Annotated in this window: 19 protein-coding genes; 13 read left to right on the top strand and 6 right to left on the bottom strand. The window is 47.1% G+C overall.

From position 1 onward, the window contains the following. Positions 1–103: 103 nt before the first annotated feature. Genes ubiE through hemB form a run of 10 tightly spaced genes read left to right on the top strand, consistent with a single transcriptional unit; the run spans position 104 to position 7,565 of the window. Complete coding sequence (gene ubiE, locus J2W69_RS12790; RefSeq protein ID WP_053423343.1) at positions 104–859, top strand: bifunctional demethylmenaquinone methyltransferase/2-methoxy-6-polyprenyl-1,4-benzoquinol methylase UbiE; 756 nt, start codon at positions 104–106, stop codon at positions 857–859. Then, positions 859–1,464: a ubiquinone biosynthesis accessory factor UbiJ gene (locus tag J2W69_RS12785; RefSeq protein WP_310279111.1), complete on the top strand. Its 606-nt coding sequence runs from the start codon at positions 859–861 to the stop codon at positions 1,462–1,464. Before ubiE ends, J2W69_RS12785 begins: the two co-directional genes overlap by 1 nt. Before the next feature lie 2 nt (positions 1,465–1,466). After that, positions 1,467–3,089, top strand: coding sequence for a ubiquinone biosynthesis regulatory protein kinase UbiB (gene ubiB, locus J2W69_RS12780; RefSeq protein WP_310279108.1), 1,623 nt, complete (start codon positions 1,467–1,469; stop codon positions 3,087–3,089). Positions 3,090–3,137: 48 nt separating this feature from the next. Beyond that, on the top strand, positions 3,138–3,392 hold the full coding sequence (gene tatA, locus J2W69_RS20645; RefSeq protein WP_405047887.1) for a twin-arginine translocase TatA/TatE family subunit: 255 nt from the start codon (positions 3,138–3,140) through the stop codon (positions 3,390–3,392). Next, on the top strand, positions 3,393–3,785 hold the full coding sequence (tatB, locus tag J2W69_RS12770) for a Sec-independent protein translocase protein TatB (protein ID WP_310279106.1): 393 nt from the start codon (positions 3,393–3,395) through the stop codon (positions 3,783–3,785). Beyond that, positions 3,763–4,500 (top strand): twin-arginine translocase subunit TatC, encoded by a 738-nt coding sequence (gene tatC / locus J2W69_RS12765; protein ID WP_310279104.1) that lies wholly within the window; start codon positions 3,763–3,765, stop codon positions 4,498–4,500. The genes tatB and tatC overlap by 23 nt, the downstream gene beginning before the upstream one ends. Before the next feature lie 21 nt (positions 4,501–4,521). After that, positions 4,522–5,013, top strand: a complete 492-nt coding sequence (locus tag J2W69_RS12760; RefSeq protein ID WP_310279101.1) for a hypothetical protein — start codon at positions 4,522–4,524, stop codon at positions 5,011–5,013. Between the two features lie 5 nt (positions 5,014–5,018). Then, positions 5,019–5,807: a TatD family hydrolase gene (locus J2W69_RS12755; RefSeq protein WP_310279098.1), complete on the top strand. Its 789-nt coding sequence runs from the start codon at positions 5,019–5,021 to the stop codon at positions 5,805–5,807. Continuing rightward, positions 5,804–6,574: a GGDEF domain-containing protein gene (locus J2W69_RS12750; protein ID WP_310279095.1), complete on the top strand. Its 771-nt coding sequence runs from the start codon at positions 5,804–5,806 to the stop codon at positions 6,572–6,574. The genes J2W69_RS12755 and J2W69_RS12750 overlap by 4 nt, the downstream gene beginning before the upstream one ends. Then, positions 6,561–7,565: a porphobilinogen synthase gene (gene hemB / locus J2W69_RS12745; protein ID WP_310279092.1), complete on the top strand. Its 1,005-nt coding sequence runs from the start codon at positions 6,561–6,563 to the stop codon at positions 7,563–7,565. The genes J2W69_RS12750 and hemB overlap by 14 nt, the downstream gene beginning before the upstream one ends. Before the next feature lie 33 nt (positions 7,566–7,598). On the opposite strand, the gene gppA is transcribed toward hemB, so the two are convergent. After that, the gene (gene gppA, locus J2W69_RS12740; RefSeq protein ID WP_310279089.1) at positions 7,599–9,143 is read right to left on the bottom strand and encodes a guanosine-5'-triphosphate,3'-diphosphate diphosphatase; all 1,545 of its coding nucleotides are present in this window, start codon (positions 9,141–9,143) and stop codon (positions 7,599–7,601) included. Next, on the bottom strand, positions 9,109–10,380 hold the full coding sequence (gene rhlB / locus J2W69_RS12735) for an ATP-dependent RNA helicase RhlB (RefSeq protein WP_310279086.1): 1,272 nt from the start codon (positions 10,378–10,380) through the stop codon (positions 9,109–9,111). Before rhlB ends, gppA begins: the two co-directional genes overlap by 35 nt. Before the next feature lie 98 nt (positions 10,381–10,478). Between rhlB and trxA the strand changes: the two genes are divergently transcribed. From trxA to J2W69_RS12720, 3 genes are all read left to right on the top strand, one after another. Then, entirely contained in the window at positions 10,479–10,805 is a 327-nt protein-coding gene (trxA, locus tag J2W69_RS12730) for a thioredoxin TrxA (RefSeq protein WP_008897982.1), read from the top strand. A 193-nt stretch (positions 10,806–10,998) separates the two neighbouring features. Continuing rightward, entirely contained in the window at positions 10,999–12,267 is a 1,269-nt protein-coding gene (gene rho / locus J2W69_RS12725; RefSeq protein ID WP_008897983.1) for a transcription termination factor Rho, read from the top strand. 50 nt (positions 12,268–12,317) lie between these two features. Continuing rightward, positions 12,318–13,613, top strand: coding sequence for an NAD(P)/FAD-dependent oxidoreductase (locus J2W69_RS12720; protein WP_310279080.1), 1,296 nt, complete (start codon positions 12,318–12,320; stop codon positions 13,611–13,613). On the opposite strand, the gene J2W69_RS12715 is transcribed toward J2W69_RS12720, so the two are convergent. The 4 genes from J2W69_RS12715 to J2W69_RS12700 form a co-directional block, all read right to left on the bottom strand. Next, positions 13,610–14,491 (bottom strand): TIGR02285 family protein, encoded by an 882-nt coding sequence (locus J2W69_RS12715; protein ID WP_310279077.1) that lies wholly within the window; start codon positions 14,489–14,491, stop codon positions 13,610–13,612. The genes J2W69_RS12720 and J2W69_RS12715 overlap by 4 nt on opposite strands. Before the next feature lie 126 nt (positions 14,492–14,617). Then, positions 14,618–15,934: a thymidine phosphorylase gene (gene deoA, locus J2W69_RS12710; protein WP_310279073.1), complete on the bottom strand. Its 1,317-nt coding sequence runs from the start codon at positions 15,932–15,934 to the stop codon at positions 14,618–14,620. 14 nt (positions 15,935–15,948) lie between these two features. Next, positions 15,949–16,371 (bottom strand): cytidine deaminase, encoded by a 423-nt coding sequence (locus J2W69_RS12705; protein ID WP_310279070.1) that lies wholly within the window; start codon positions 16,369–16,371, stop codon positions 15,949–15,951. Positions 16,372–16,471: 100 nt separating this feature from the next. Beyond that, the gene (locus J2W69_RS12700; RefSeq protein WP_310279067.1) at positions 16,472–17,653 is read right to left on the bottom strand and encodes an MFS transporter; all 1,182 of its coding nucleotides are present in this window, start codon (positions 17,651–17,653) and stop codon (positions 16,472–16,474) included. Positions 17,654–17,662 lie beyond the last annotated feature (9 nt).

Genomic DNA, 17,662 nt, shown 5'->3' with positions numbered 1-17,662 from the left:
AACATCAGGAACAGCATAAAACGACAGGATAAGTTGGCGTAAGCCGCCGAATCTTTTACACTAGCGCCACTTTAGTTCACCACGAACAGCCAAAGGCTTTTTTATGACTGACCAGCAACCTGATAGCACTCATTTTGGCTTTAAAACCGTAAAGCAGACTGAAAAAGTTTCGCTTGTGGCTAACGTATTTCATTCTGTTGCGGCCAAATACGACCTGATGAACGATGTGATGTCTATGGGTATTCACCGCTTGTGGAAAAGGTTCACTATCGACTGCAGCGGCGTGCGCCCTGGTCATCAGGTATTGGATTTAGCAGGTGGTACTGGTGATATCACGGCCTTGTTCTCCAAAAGAGTAGGCCCTACAGGCAAAGTGATTCTGGCCGATATTAACGAATCTATGCTCAATGTTGGCCGCGATAAATTGCGCGATTTAGGTTTAGTCAACAATATAGATTACGTACAAGCCAACGCCGAAGCCTTGCCTTTTGCCGACAACAGCTTTGATATCATCAGCATAGGTTTTGGTTTACGTAATGTGACCGACAAAGACGCAGCACTGCGTTCTATGTTCAGAGTACTGAAACCTGGTGGTCGTTTATTAGTGCTGGAGTTTTCCAAACCTGAATACGAGTGGCTGAGCAAAGTCTACGATCTGTATTCTTTTAAGTTACTGCCGGCTATAGGCGGCTTAGTAGCGAACGATAAAGAAAGTTACCAGTACCTGGCCGAATCGATTCGTATGCACCCTGATCAGGATACACTGAAACAGATGATGGAAACCGCAGGTTTTGAACATGTCAGCTATCACAATCTGACAGGTGGTATAGTGGCTTTACATAAAGGCTATAAATTCTGATGTTAAGTTTAGTGCCACAACTGATCTGCGCTACTTTGGAAAAAGTGTTGCACAAGGTTGTGGCTATGGATCCGGCATCGCCCGCTTTATTGCAAAAAGTGCAGGGGAAACAACTGGCTTTGCAGTTACAGGAATTGCCATGGCGTTTTGTGCTGTCAGCCACAGCTGATACTTTATTGCTGAATCAGCATAATGAAAAAGTAGATTGTGTGATTGCCACCGATCTGGCGACCCTGCAAAAACTGAATGATCCAAGCCAGCTGACCCGTTTAATTAAACAGGACAAACTGCAGATTGACGGCGATCTTCAGGTCGCTCAACAATTTAGCAGCCTGCTGCAGCAACTGGATCCGGATTGGGAGCAACATCTATCAGCTTGGCTGGGCGATGCTTTGGCTCATAAAGTGGCGACTGCCATTAAGCAAGTACAGCTTTATATCCAGACACAGTTGCAGCAACTGGAACAAGCCAGTGTTGAATTGGCGCAGGACGAACTGGCATTAAGCCCAACACAAGCAGAAATGAACCAGTTCAGCCGTGACGTCAGTCAGCTGCAAGCCAGACTGGAGCAATTAAGTCGCCACAACGCCTTCAGGCAGGAGTAATTTTGGGTCTGCGCCGTTTTTACCACATATTAAAAACTTTGCTGCAGTACGGACTGGATCAATTGATCCCAGAGCAATGGCAACCCTGGTATTTCCGGGCCGCCCGCAGTTCTGCGTTCTGGCTAAAAAACCAACACCCTGACAAAACCGAAGGTGAACGTTTACGTTTAGCCTTGCAGCAACTGGGGCCTGTCTGGGTTAAATTTGGCCAGATGTTGTCCACCCGTCGTGATTTATTCCCCGGCCAATGGGTCGATGAGTTAGCCAAACTACAAGACAAGGTCGAAGCCTTTCCTGGCGATCAGGCCAGACAGCTGATTATTCAGCAGCTGGGTTTACAACAGATTGACGACTTATTTGAAGAGTTTGACGAAAACCCACTGGCATCAGCCTCTATTGCTCAGGTGCATACTGCACAGCTCAAACAAGCAGATGGCAGCCTGGCCGATGTGGTGATTAAAGTGATACGCCCTGACATCAGACCACAAATTCTGGCTGATTTAGAGCTGATGGACGCCCTGGCTGCTTTAGTGGCCCGTTACCTGCCTGACGGCAAGAGGTTACGCACTAAAGAAGTAGTAGCGGAGTATCGCAAAACTATTCTTGATGAACTGGATTTACAACGCGAAGCGGCGAATGCTATTCAGTTAAAGCGTAATTTTGAAGGTTCAGATTCACTTTACGTGCCTTATGTCTACGCCGACCACAGCAGACCCAGTGTGATGGTCATGGAGCGGATTTACGGTATCCCTGTGTCGGATTTGGCAGCGTTACGTGCTCAGGGTACTAATCTGGAATTACTGGCTAAGCGTGGCGTAGAAGTATTTTTCACTCAGGTATTTCGCGACAGCTTTTTCCATGCCGATATGCACCCTGGCAATATATTTGTGTCTTTTGAAACGCCGGAAAATCCTAAATACATTGGCATAGACTGCGGCATAGTGGGCACCTTAAATAAAGAAGATAAACGTTATCTGGCCGAAAACTTTGTCGCTTTTTTTAACCGCGATTACTTAAGAGTGGCACAACTGCACGTGGATTCAGGCTGGGTGCCAGCCGATACCAGTGTCGAAGAATTTGAAAGTGCAATACGCACTGTCTGTGAGCCTATTTTCCAAAAGCCGCTGCAGGACATCTCTTTTGGTCAGGTGTTGTTTAATCTGTTTAACACAGCCCGTCGTTTTAATATGCAGGTTCAACCGCAACTGGTATTGTTGCAAAAAACCCTGCTGTATATTGAAGGCTTGGGACGTCAGTTGTACCCGCAATTGGATTTATGGCAAACCGCCAAACCTTTTCTGGAAAACTGGGTCCAACAGCAAATGGGACCAGCCGCCTTATGGCGCGAAATTAAAGCAAATTTACCTTTTTGGGCAGAAAAAATGCCGGAAATGCCGGGACTATTGCATCATTATTTGCAACAAGGCCCACGACAACAGGCCAACTTGTTAGTTGTACTGCAGCAAGTGCAGACACAACAACAAAACCAGACTAAAAAACTCGCAAACGCAGTGCTGGCAGGCTGCAGTTTGTTAGCAGCTGTCTTATTACTGACATCAGGCTGGTCTATAACAGCGGCGGGACTTGCACTGGTCGCTTTGGGCTTTGCCCTGAAAATAAACTAACGGATCAATAGGTTCGTTTAAACAGTTTAAAAACCGAAGGAGAATAACATGGGTTTTGGCGGCATTAGTATTTGGCAGTTATTGATCATCCTGGTGATTATTGTCCTGCTGTTTGGCACTAAACGTTTACGTGGCATAGGCTCAGATTTGGGCTCTGCTATTAAAGGTTTCCGCAATTCAGTCAAAGATCCGGAAGAAACTGCTGAGCCTGTCACTCCTGTTGCTCAGCAGCAATTAAAAGCGGACGCCAAAGAAGCAACACCGGCCAGCACTGAAACAACAAAAACACCTGAACAACGCTAAATGAGTTTTTGGGAATTAGTCATCATCGCTGTGGTTGCTCTGCTGGTGTTAGGCCCGGAGCGATTACCTGGCGCTATTCGCAGCGTCAGCGGTTTTGTTCGCAGCGTCAAACAATTTGGTCAGCAAATGCAGGCTGAATTAAATGATGAACTGCGGGTGCAAGAGTTACACGACAAGTTAAAACAGGCTGAAGAAAAAGGCTTGTTAAACCTGACCACTGAAGAGATGCAGGCAATGAGCGAATTGCGCCAGGCAGCTGCAGATGTGACCAACCCTTATGCAAAAAGCAGCGGCACAACAGAGCCACAAACATCAGCAGCGGAAGCTGTGCCTCCCCTTCCTTCGGTTACAGCGGATCCAGTAGTCACAGATGACAAAAACCACAAATCCTAACAGCCTGTTAGGGCACCTGATTGAGTTACGCCGCCGCCTGTTAAACACAGTCATAGCTGTGCTGCTGGTGTTTATCAGTCTGGCTTATTTTGCCGCCGATATTTACCACCTGATGGCATCACCTTTAATGGCGGTATTGCCCGCTGGTGCATCCATGATAGCGACTGATGTGGCCGCCCCATTTTTTGCGCCTTTTAAATTAACTTTTATAGTCGCACTTTGCCTGACAGTACCTTATATGTTGTGGCAAATCTGGTTGTTTGTAGCTCCTGCCTTGTACAAAAAAGAAAAACATCTGGTCGCACCGCTGATTATCTCCAGCACAGTACTGTTTTACTGCGGTATCGCCTTTGCGTATTACATCGTCTTTCCTATCGTCTTTGGCTTTTTCACCAGCGTTGCCCCTGAAGGGGTCACGATAGCTACTGATATCAGCAGTTATCTGGATTTTGTGTTAAAACTTTTTTTCGCTTTTGGTTTATCTTTTGAAATTCCGGTCGCCGTATTGTTATTGGTATGGACAGGTGCAGTGACCCGCCAACAATTAACTGAAAAACGGCCTTATTTTGTCGTATTTGCTTTTATTATAGGTATGCTGCTGACACCACCTGACGTACTTTCACAGGTATTGCTGGCTGTACCTATGTGTTTATTGTATGAGTTGGGCATATGGCTCAGCCGTTTTTATGTGCCTGTTGAATCAGACCAAACTTAGGTCATATAAGGAAAAATCAGCATGAGAAGTTTAGTTACATTAGTTGCGGTGGGTCTGGTTAGTTCAGCAGCTTTTGCCTCCGAAGTATCAAACCAGTTAACCCAGTGCCGGGCAATACAAAATGACCTGAAACGCTTGGTTTGTTATGACAAAATTGGTTCCGCTACTTTCAGCCATTCCGTTAGCAGTGGAACTGCAGCGATAGAACCGCGATCAACATCAACAGAACAGGTACAAACCTTGTCATCAGAGCGGTTTGGCGTCGAACATAAAGGAATCGCAAAAACTGCGGCTAGTAGCATGACAGCGCAGGTTACGGCTATTCAGCAATCCAAAACTGGCCTCTGGACTATAACTTTGGACAATGGTCAAAAGTGGCGTCAGATTTCCAGCGATGGTTTTATCATCCGCGAGGGTGACAACATAGTGATCAACAGAGGTACTTTGAACTCTTTCCTGCTTTCCAAAATTGGAACAGAGCGACAAACAAAGGTTTCGCGGTTACAGGACTGATTCAGGTGTTTGACGCCGGAGTAAATCTGTTCAGTCATCAGTTTGATGCTGACAGACAAGCGGTCATTGACAGAGCAACACTGGCTGGAGTTGACGCCATGTTGCTTATCAGCAGTGATCTTGCTGAAACCCGGCAAAATCAAGCAGAATGCGTCAGACAAGCAAAGATGTTTTGCACCGCTGGTGTTCACCCGCATCTGGCAATTGAGGTATCCGATGATTGGTTACAGCAGCTGCAGTATTGGCTGCAGCAAGATAAGGTGGTCGCTGTTGGCGAATGTGGGCTGGACTTTAACAGAGACTTTTCGCCACGGCAGACGCAGATTGAAGTATTCTGCCATCAATTGGAGCTGGCAAAAAATGCTGATAAAGCTGTGTATTTGCACGAAAGGGATGCGTTCGACACTCAACTGGCTATGTTAAAAAACCAGAAGGTTCAAAAAGGGGTTGCTCATTGCTTCACCGGTAACAGGCAACAAATGCAAGCGTATCTTGATCTTGGATTATACATCGGCATTACCGGCTGGTTATGTGACGAACGACGCCACGATCAACTGCTTGATGCACTGAAGTATTTGCCATTGGACAGGTTGCTGATCGAAACTGATGCTCCTTATCTGTTACCCCGAACTTTACAACCAAAACCCAAAAGCAGACGCAACGAACCGATGTATCTGCCCGAAATAGCGCGTTACGCGGCACAGTTGACAGGTCAATCCATCCAAAGCATCAGACAACTTAGCTGGCAGAACAGCTGTTTGTTATTTAACTTGCCGCAGGACTTTATGCCATGACTATTGATTCGATACTACAACAATGGTCCACTTTGCTTTTAGGTGTTGCGGTTGGAGCTATGATAACGGCTTTGCTGGCCTGGTTGATGTTTTACCTGCAGCAGAAAAAATGGCAGCTGAATGTTGCCGATCAACTGGAAGACAGTATTCAGCAGCGCACTCTTGAGCTGCAGATCACCCTGACAGAGCTGGCGGATAAAAATAAACAGCTGGAACAGCAAAATACACGCGATGCCTTAACTGGTGTACGCAACAGAGCCTTTTTTGATCAAAAGCTCAGTGCCGAAATTAAACGCAGCCGCCGTGAACGCAGCACTTTGGGCTTACTGATGATCGACATTGATCATTTTAAAGCCTTCAATGACAACCACGGCCATTTGGTGGGTGATTTAGTTATTAAAGAAGTCGCCAACTGCCTGCAGCAGGAACTCAAACGTAGCACCGATCATTTGTGCCGCTATGGCGGTGAAGAGTTTGCCATTATTTTACCCAATACCGATAACGAAGGTGCCAGGGTACTGGCAGAACAAGTACGGCTTTGTCTGGCGGATCAGCGCATTCTATACGAAAATCTGGAACTGTCTGTCACCGTCAGTATTGGCTGTTACGCTGCAGTGGCTGAAATTAACAGCAGCAGTGCTGATTATATTCAAGCGGCAGATACCGCACTTTATCAGGCAAAAAATGAAGGTCGAAACAAGGTGGTATGCTCTGCCTTGAGTCAGTCAGTGATCTCAGAACAGGAAACTCCAGATGAGCCAGTTTAACGAATATTTCCCTGCCAGCCGGTTACGCCGTATGCGCCAGTCCGATTTCAGCCGCCGTTTAATGGCAGAAAACCGGGTCACTGTCGATGATTTGATTTATCCAATCTTTATTGTTGAAGGTGAAAATCAACGCCAGGTCATTCCTTCGATGCCGGGCATTGAACGTTTATCTTTGGATTTATTGCTGGAAGAAGCAAAAGAACTGGTCGCCTTAGGCATTCCTGCTATCGCCCTGTTTCCTGTTACTGCGGCTGAAAAAAAATCGCTGCTGGCAGAAGAAGCTTATAACCCTGAAGCTCTGGCACAGCGTGCTGTACGAATGTTAAAACAGCATCTGCCGGAACTGGGTGTGATCACAGATGTCGCCTTAGACCCTTTTACCACTCATGGTCAGGATGGCATTATTGATGACGAAGGTTATGTACTGAACGACGTGACCACAGATATTCTGGTGAAGCAGGCCTTGTCCCATGCCGAAGCAGGTGCCGACATAGTAGCACCGTCTGACATGATGGATGGCCGTATTGGCGCTATCCGTTCAGCTCTGGAAGCTGAAGGTTATGTAAATACTAAAATCATGGCCTACTCAGCCAAATACGCTTCAGCTTATTACGGCCCTTTCCGCGATGCAGTAGGCTCCGCCGCTAATTTAAAAGGCGGCAATAAAAAGTCGTACCAGATGGACCCGGCCAACAGTGACGAAGCTTTACGTGAAGTAGCTCTGGATCTGGAAGAAGGCGCCGATATGGTGATGGTAAAACCAGGTATGCCTTATCTGGACATAGTGCGTCGGGTTAAAGACGAATTTGGTGTACCTACTTTTGCTTATCAGGTCAGCGGCGAATATGCCATGCATATGGCGGCTATTCAAAACGGCTGGCTGGCTGAAGAAGCCATAGTGATGGAGTCGTTATTGGCGTTTAAACGTGCGGGTGCAGATGGCATTCTGACGTATTTTGCGAAAAAAGCGGCTATTTGGTTACAGCAATAACACCAACAGGGTCAGGGCCAAAACTCTGACCCTTTATTCAATAGTCAGCTGCCAGCCTGCCTGCTGTTGATACAACACTTCCTGTTCCAGCTCAGCGCGCATCAACGGATGATGATCCAACCAGCCTGCCGGCAAAGTTAAAGTCAAAGCTTCAGCCTGAGCCGTGATCTGTACTTCAGGTAATACTTCATGACGGCGCCGCATCGACAAAATAACCGACAAGCGCAATAAACGGGTTAACCGTACCGCCAGCAAAACTGAGGTCATGGTTTGTTTTGACAGAATTTCTTTGTGAATATCCGCTCTGTGGTTATACACCAGGGCCATCAGCAGTTGTTGCTGGGCACGGGTAAAACCCGGCAGTTCGGCGTGACTGATCACATAAGCGCCATGATGATGATGGTTTTTGTATTCGATCAATAAGCCCAGTTCATGCAATAAAGCGCCTGAGCGCAACATGGCTAAGCCTTCAAAATTAGACAAATTCCACTGCAGATGCAGCTGGTCAGCCAAGGTAGCAGCCATGTCGGCCACCCGCTCTGCATGTTGCTGGTCGATGTAATAACGCACCATCATGCTTTGCATAGTGCGGGCACGCACATCCTGATGCTGCAACTGAGGTAACATGCTATACAACACGCCTTCACGCAAAGCACCGCCGGATAAAGTCATGCCACTGATATTCAGCACCCGGAATAATGCTATTAAAATGGCGACTCCGGAAGGGAAGACTTGCTTACGTTCCTGAGCTAAACCCGGCAAATTCAGCTGGTCCATATGACCACAGGCCAAAGCCTGCTGCATAATGGCTTCCAGTCGCGGCAAAGTGATCACCTCATCTTTGCCCTGACCTACTAAAATTTCCTGCATTGCCTGCACTGTGCCGGAAGCCCCAACAGCAGTTTGCCAACCCTGAGCCAGATACTGCTCGCTGATAGTGCGGATTTCATGTTCCGCTGCGGCAATAGCAGCATTAAAGTTAGCTTCACTTAATTCGTTATTTTCAAAATAACGCTCAAGAAAAGTCACGCAGCCCATATGCAGGCTGGATAACAAAATCGGCTGAAAGCCCTGTCCAACCACAACTTCAGTTGAAGCCCCACCTATGTCGATCACCAGACGGTTTGAATCACAATTGGAGGTATGAGCCACACCCTGATAAATAATCCGGGCTTCATCTTCGCCTGAGATCACTTCAATAGGCTGGCCTAAAATAGCTTCAGCTTCGGTTAAAAAAGTTTTGACGTTGCGGGCCAGACGCAAAGTGGCAGTACCAACGATACGGATATTGGCAGAGGGGATATCTTGCAGACGTTCAGCAAACAAAGCCAGGCATTCCCAACCGCGGGTCATGGCTTGTTTGCTTAAGACTAAACTATCATTTAAACCGGCGGCCAGACGCACTTTACGTTTGACCCGGCCTATCACCTGGACGCTGCCTCCAACCACTTTCACCATCAACATGTGGAAGCTATTGGAGCCAAGATCAATCACAGCATAAATATCATTATGCTGTGTCGGTTTTGCTGCGCCGTCCATAGACTTAGCGCGGGCGGCTACGTGGGTTTCTTGGCCCATTCTGATTCGGTCGTCCACCACTGCGAGCTTGACCAGGACGACGTCTGACCCGTGGTTTTGGCACGGTCAAATCTTCCAGCAAGGCAGAGGTATCGTATTGAGTCACTGGGATCATATGACGGATGTAGTCTTCGATAGCCGTCAGATTCAGTGCATAACGCTCGCAGGCAAAACTAATAGCTTTACCACTTTCACCGGCGCGGCCAGTACGGCCAATACGGTGCACATAGTCTTCACAATCGTCCGGTAAGTCGTAGTTAAAGACATGACTGACCATAGGAATATGCAAACCACGGGCAGCAACGTCTGTCGCAACCAGAATATCCAGTTTACCGCTGGTGAAATCTTCCAGAATACGTAAACGTTTTTTCTGGATCACATCACCTGTGAGCAAACCAACACGATGGCCATCAGCTTCCAGCCAGGCGTGGATATCTTCACAACAGTGTTTGGTATTGGCAAAAACAATGGCTTTATCCGGCCATTCTTCTTCCATCAGCGTCAACAACAGTTTCATTTTGTGTTCGTCTGATGGGTAAAATAATTCTTCGGAAATACGTGAGCCGGTCATTTGTTCAGGCGCCACGTGAATATGCACGGGCTGGTTCATCTGTTCAAACGCCAGTTCCTGCACCTTGTAAGACAAAGTGGCAGAGAACAATAAACTCAAACGTTCAGTCACAGGCGGCATACGACGGAACATAAAACGAATATCTTTAATAAAGCCCAAATCGAACATGCGATCGGCTTCATCCAGCACCACAACCTGAATTTGTGACAGGTCGTACAGGCCTTGTTTTAAGTAATCAATCAGGCGACCTGTGGTGCCAATTAAAATATCCGGGCCTTGTTCCAATAATTGGCGTTGAGAATCATAACCCTCGCCCCCATAAATCAAAGCAAGTTTAAAACCTGAAGTTTTAGCTAAAGCCTGAGCGTCGTGATGGATCTGAACCGCCAGTTCGCGCGTAGGAGCCATAATGATGGCACGAGGTTGCCCTTTGACTTTAGGCTCGTGAGTTAACAAATGATGGAAAGTTGCCGTCAGAAAGGCGAGCGTTTTACCTGTACCGGTTTGGGCCTGGCCCGCAATATCTTTGCCAGCTAACGCAAGAGGCAAACATTGAGCCTGGATTGGGGTACAATGGTCATAACCTTGCGCGGCCAAAGCGGCAAGAACCTGTGGAGCCAATGCGAAATCGGCAAATTTATGCTGAGTTAAGTGTGTTTTATTCATACGCGCTTAGCATAACCGTTACGCTTGCAATAAGAAACAGTCCGGATAAAATTGACAATACTTTTTTATAGTTACGCCCAAAGCAATTGGAGAATGAAATGAGTGAACATATTCTGCAGGTGTCAGACGACAGCTTCGAAACCGACGTGTTAAAAGCTGCTGAGCCTGTTCTGGTCGATTTTTGGGCTGAGTGGTGTGGTCCGTGCAAAATGATTGCACCTATCCTCAACGAAGTAGCACAAGAATACGCAGGTAAGGTCACAGTGGCTAAGGTCAATATTGACCATAACCCTGGCACACCACCAAAATTTGGTATTCGTGGTATCCCAACTTTACTGTTATTTAAAAACGGTCAGGTTGCAGCGACGAAAGTAGGTGCTCTGTCCAAAACTCAGTTAAAAGAGTTTTTAGACAGCAATATCTAATTGATTAAAAAATGGCGCATAAAAAATGCGCCATTTCTTTTTTTACGGCTGGACGACTGAAAATTATCCTGCTAATGTGTAACGCAGCAACAAATCCCTGTAACCACGCTTTTCCGTTGACTAAACCTAAGCAAACTTCCTTTTAATCAGCGGCTAGCAATTTAATTCTGTTTGACCAACAAGAACCCATCATATGCATTTAACCGAACTAAAACTGAAGCCTATTAACGAGCTGGTTGATTTAGCCGAGTCTATGGGCCTGGAAAACATGGCCCGCTTACGTAAGCAAGACATCATTTTTGCTATCTTAAAATCACACGCCAAAAATGGCGAAGAGATTTTTGGTGATGGCGTTGTTGAAATCCTGACCGATGGCTTCGGTTTCCTGCGTTCTTCAGACAGTTCCTATTTGGCTGGTCCGGACGACATTTACGTCTCACCAAGCCAAATCAGACGCTTTAACCTGCGTACTGGTGACACCATTTCTGGCTTAATTCGCCCGCCAAAAGAAGGCGAACGTTATTTTGCTTTGCTAAAAGTGAACGAAGTGAACTTCGGTCGCCCTGAGCAGGCACGTAACAAAATTCTGTTTGAAAACTTAACGCCTTTACATGCCAATTCCCGTTTACGGATGGAACGTGGTAACGGCAGTAAAGAAGACATCACAGCACGCGTATTAGATTTGGCTTCGCCTATTGGCCGTGGTCAACGTGGCTTGATTGTGGCACCGCCAAAAGCGGGTAAAACTATACTGTTGCAAAACATTGCCCAGTCTATTGCAGCCAATCACCCTGAATGTGTGCTGATGGTATTGCTGATTGACGAACGTCCGGAAGAAGTCACCGAGATGCAGCGTCTGGTCAAAGGTGAAGTAGTAGCTTCTACCTTCGACGAACCAGCCAGCCGTCATGTTCAGGTTGCTGAGATGGTGATCGAGAAAGCCAAACGTTTAGTTGAACACAAAAAAGACGTAATCATTTTACTCGACTCCATCACTCGTTTAGCCCGTGCATACAACACTGTGATCCCAAGCTCAGGCAAGGTATTAACAGGTGGTGTGGATGCCAACGCTTTACACAAACCAAAACGCTTTTTTGGTGCAGCCCGTAACGTCGAAGAAGGCGGCAGCTTAACTATTATCGCTACTGCTTTGGTCGATACCGGTTCGAAGATGGACGAAGTGATTTACGAAGAATTTAAAGGTACAGGTAATATGGAATTACACCTGTCCCGTAAAATTGCAGAACGTCGTATTTTCCCAGCCATTGAATTTAACCGTTCAGGCACCCGTCGTGAAGAACTGCTGGCGTCACCGGAAGAGTTACAAAAAATGTGGATCCTGCGCAAAATTCTGCATCCTATGGATGAAACAGATTGCATGGAGTTCCTGATCGATAAACTGTCGATGACCAAAACCAACGACGAGTTTTTTGATTCGATGAAACGGCAAAAAAATAGTTAATCCCCAGAAAACCGGCCTCGTTGCCGGTTTTTTTATGTGAGAAACAGCAGATGACAAGCCCGCAGATCGTAGTCATTGGTGGTGGTGCCGGTGGACTGGAACTGGCAACCCGCCTTGGTAATAAATTTGGCCGCAAGGGCAAAGCGACTATTACCCTTATCGACAGAAACTCCACCCATATCTGGAAACCTTTATTACACGAAGTCGCTACCGGCACGCTGGATGTGGATATTGATCAGGTGACTTACCGTGCTCATGCCAGAGCTCATGGTTTTGACTTTCAGCTGGGCACTTTTACCGGATTAGACAGAACACAGCGTCAGGTCACTTTAGCCCCTGTGCTGGACGAAGCGGGCGAAGTTGTGCTGGAAGAGCGCCGTATTCATTACGATTATCTGGTGCTGGCTATTGGCAGTATCTCTAATCACTTTAATACACCGGGAGTGCAGGAACATTGTATTTTCCTCGACAGCCCTGCTCAGGCCAACCGTTTCCACCGCCGCTTGCTTGAGGCCTATTTAAAACTGAACTCGCCTTTGCATCCAAAAGAAAACCTGAATATCGCCATAGTTGGCGCAGGCGCTACTGGTGTTGAACTGGCAGCAGAGTTGCATCATGCCGCTGCTGAGTTGAATTTGTACGGCTTTAACGATATGAAACGTGACCGCTTAAAAATCTCAGTGATTGAAGCCGGCCCTCGTATTTTACCCGCCCTGCCAGAACGTATAGCCGCAGCAGCGCACAAAGAATTACTCAAACTGGGTGTAGATGTTCGGGTCAATACCAAAGTCACAGCAGCAGATGAAGATGGTTTGCAACTGGGTGACGAACATTTACCAGCTGAACTGATGGTTTGGGCCGCTGGTATTAAAGCACCGGATTTCTTAAAAGACTTAGATGGTTTAGAGACCAACCGTATTAATCAGCTGATGGTATTGCCGACACTCCAAAGCAGCGTAGACAGCCAGATTTATGTGATAGGGGACTGTGCCGGCTGTCCGCTACCTGATAACAAATGGGTGCCACCAAGGGCTCAATCGGCACATCAGATGGCCAGTCATGTCGCCAAAAATTTAACCGCAGCCTTAAGCGGTAAAGCGCAATCGGCTTACCACTACAGAGATCACGGTTCACTGATTTCGTTGAGCCGTTTTGGCACTGTGGGAAACCTGATGGGAAATCTGGTCGGTGGCGCCATGATGATAGAAGGCCGTATTGCCCGGCTGGCTTATATCTCGCTCTATCGTATGCACCAGGTGGCTTTGCACGGCTGGTTCCGTACTATAGTGATTTCGGTGATAGGTAAAATTAACAAAATCATCAGACCACGGCTGAAACTACATTAAAATTCACTAAAACGGGTTTCAGCTTGCTCAGGTACAAAATGCCTGTTTTGCTGAAATCCGTCATAGTGAGGTTCCAACAGCTGCTGTTCCTGCTCCGAAAACCAACGGTACATGGCATTTTTGTATTCGGTTTTTTGTTTTAATTCGCTCAGCGCCTGATCAATATCTTTGATCCAGCCTTTGCCTGTGGCCGATTTTGAACAACTGACATAGGTGTAAGAAAAGCCCGGAATTTCAGTTATAGGTTTGAATTCAAGTTGAAGGTCCAGCCCTGCTTCTATACTGAAAAAACGTAAACGGTTTGGATAATCCACCACATAATCAACTCTTTTTGCAGCTAATAACTGAGCTGGATTCATGGTGGTCATGGAACTGCTGCCCAGATTACTGCCTTCTTTATTAATTTGCTCAGCAATCACGGCAGGATAAGCTCTGTCATTTTCAATCAGGCCCAACAGATCCGCATCTTTCACCAGTGTTTCCATCTGTACAGCCTGAACTGAGTTCAGCCTTTTAAGCTTGCTGTGATTGGGCAGAGTATTGATCGCCAGATTAGGCAACATGCCTGCAGGCTGAGAAAAATAAGTACGCCGCTCCCGCTCTGGCGTATAACGTAAGCCAAAGGTGCAGTGATTTTCGCTGGTAGTCGCCGATACTTTAACGATACGGGCCTGATGGATTTGATTGATCTGATGCTGGTATTGCGGCAGCGCTTTAATCAATTGACTCAGCATCAAATCAAAAGAACCTTGTCCGGCATAAGGTCCTTCACTGATACGATAAGGTGGCCAATGGCTGGTGTACCAGACCATTGAAGGTTGAGCAGAGGCAAAGAATGCCCATAACATCAATACGATACAACCACTTAACGTCTTCATCCAGCCTCCCTGCAAAGAAGCCAGTACCTTAACAAATGCTTTGTTCAGCAACAAGACCGCTCGTCGCACGCTGAAGAGCAAAAAAGCCACATCAAGTGGCTTTTTTATAAACAGAAACTCTGATGATTAATCAATCACTAAATGAATGATTGGATCAATAGTCGCTGCTGTTGTTTCAATAGTTAAGGCCGCCAGGTATTCAGCTTTGGCATGTTCTGCGGCTTCGGTTGTATCGGCATGAACCCGTGCCAACAGATCGCCTGCGGCCACTTTTGCGCCCAACGCTTTGACGTCGCTGAAACCCACAGCCATATTGATCACCTGATCCGGGTGAGCACGGCCACCGCCTAAACGCACCACAGCCATACCAATAGCAGTGGTATCGGCTTTATTCAGATAACCAGCAACAGGTGACGTGATATCCAGCACTACTTTGGCTTTGGCCAGATACAGCTCCGGTTTTTCCAGTAAGTCTGCTGGTCCGCCCTGAGCCGCCACCATTTTGCTGAAAATTTCCGCAGCTTTGCCTGAAGTTAAGCTCTGCTCCAGCGCAGCTATAGCGCTGGCTTTATCTTTAAACAAGCCGCCTAACTGCAACATGCTGGCGCCCAGCTCTAAAGTCACCTGATGCAAACGGGATTCACGGTATTTGCCGGTCAAATAATCCAGCGTTTCCAGTATTTCCAGCGCGTTGCCAGCTGTTGCGCCCAGGGTTTGGTTCATATCTGTGAGCAAAGCCTGAGTCGGCACACCAGCGCCTTTGGCCGTGTTCACTATGCTTTTTGCCAAAGCTGAAGCATCGGCGACATTTTTCATAATGGCGCCAGAGCCAATTTTCACATCCATCGTCAGCGCTTGCAGGCCAGCAGCCAGTTTTTTCGACAAAATAGAAGCGGTGATCAGCGGTATAGACTCAACAGAAGCTGTTACATCTCGGATTAAATACAAACGGCGGTCAGCCGGCGCCAACTCACCACTTTGCGACACAATGACGCAACCTTGTTGCTTCACCAACTGCTGAATTTTATCCAGCGGTTGCTGGCACTGATAACCCGGAATAGCTTCCAGCTTGTCGATAGTGCCGCCGGTATGACCTAAGCCACGACCCGCAATCATAGGCACATAGGCACCACAGGCTGCAATCATAGGCGCCAGCATTAAACTGACTTTGTCACCCACTCCGCCTGTACTGTGTTTATCCACAACTGGGCCATCCAGCATCTCTGCCCAGTCCATCACAGCACCCGAATGCTGCATAGCAAGGGTTAAAGCCACAGTTTCTGCTGTGCTCATGCCGTTCAGATAAATCGCCATAGCCAAGGCAGCGGTCTGGCCTTCACTGAAACTTTGATCCGTTAAACCACGGACAAATTGCTCTATAGCTGCTTCTGTTAAAGCGCCACCATTACGTTTTTGTTTAATAATTTCCTGAGGTAATAACACTATGCACTCCAGAGTCAGATTTTTTTGCTATTGGCCAGAAACAACGGGGTAAAAGCGCTGGGTAATAATTGCTCCAGCGTCCATTCCTGCTGTTGTTCTAAATGATTGCAGCTGCGTACCGGGCTGTCTGGTGTAAAAAACTCAGCGATCACCTGACGACAAATGCCACAAGGCGGAGTGAGCTGATCTTGTGGTGTGTAAACCATCAGGCCAATAAACTGACGCTCACCGGCCACAATAGCCGCAGCTATAGCGTTACGTTCGGCACAAATAGTGCCACCATAAGAAGCATTTTCTACATTGCAGCCTGTGTAGATTTTGCCACTGCTGGCCTGTACTGCGACACCCACCGGAAATTTACTGTAAGGCGCATAGGCCTGTTCGGATGCTGCCTGAGCAGCGCGGGCTAATTCAGCCCATTGAATACCTGTTGTCATAGTTTAAATTTTTGCTGGTCTACGGCCTTAGGTTATGCGCCTAAAGCCGTTCAGAATCAAGAGCAAGCCGGTTATAAAAACAACAAATGCAGCAAAAAAGTTAAACTTTCACAGCCTGCGTATGTTTTTTATGCAACAAATAGCTGAAATAACTGACAGTGCCTAACAGCCAGACCGCCAGTATAGGGATCAGCCAATAGGCTGTGGCTATGCCCACTTGCTGGGCCGCTAAACCCGTGCCTAAAGCTGCCGCCTGATAACCAATGGCGCCGCCAATATTGGCAAGACCAGACAATACAGGACCATTGTCACTATCCAGATCCATAGCTGCAGTTAACATCAGCGGAAATATAGCCCCTAAACCAAAACCCAAAGCAAAGTTACCTAATTGCAATAAAGCAGGTTCAGCCGTCATTTTGACCAACACAGCACCACAAAAAGCACAAATCACCAGTATCATCAGTAGCTGAGCGCTGCTGAACCAACGTAAAAATAATGAAAAACTTAACCGGCTCAGTACCATACCACCGGTAAAAAAGGCAAAAATTAAGCGCGACTGTTCGGTGCTCAAGGCTAAACCCTGGCTGGCGTAAGTGACAAACCAGTTGCCATGACCCCATTCCACTGCACCATAACCAAACATCATTAAAGCTAAAGCAAAAAACACCGGTTTTTTCATCACCTGACGGTAAGACAAACTACCTTTGGTATAGGTCATATGAGCAGGGCTTTGATGAGTTCGGCCCAGATACCAGGCATAAGCTGCTGTGCCTGCCAGCATCAGGGCTAATAAACGCAGCGGCCAGCGCCAGTCTTCAATGCCCCAATACAACACCACCACATATAGAGGTGCAGCTAAGGTACCCAGGCTGAACATAAAATCCATAAAACCCATCATGCGGGCGCGTTTTGCCACATAAAGCCGGGCGATCAGGGTATGGCCTATAGTAAACAAGCCGGAACAGGTTAAACCCAAAGCAAAGACAAAAACCAATAACAAAGGCCAGAATTGCACCAGGGATGCACCCATGATCAGCACCACCAGCGCCAATAACAACACGGCAAACAAAGGCACAAATTCAAATTTTTGCACATATTTGCCGCCTAAAAAGGCGCCGGTAATAGACCCCATCGACAAACAGGCAAAAAATAAACCACTGGCAGCAGGTGACATCTGCAGTTGTTCCATCATATCGGGCAACAAAATACCCCATAAAATACTGAGTAAACCCAATAGCATAAAACTTAAATACACCAGTACCGTCACTTGCCGCTGATACATGGGTTCTCC

The organism is Rheinheimera soli, from assembly GCF_031457405.1.
In the GTDB taxonomy this organism is placed as follows: Bacteria; Pseudomonadota; Gammaproteobacteria; order Enterobacterales; family Alteromonadaceae; genus Pararheinheimera; species Pararheinheimera soli_A.
Note: the sequence above shows the minus strand (reverse complement) of the source record. Positions and strands in the feature narration are given on the sequence as shown.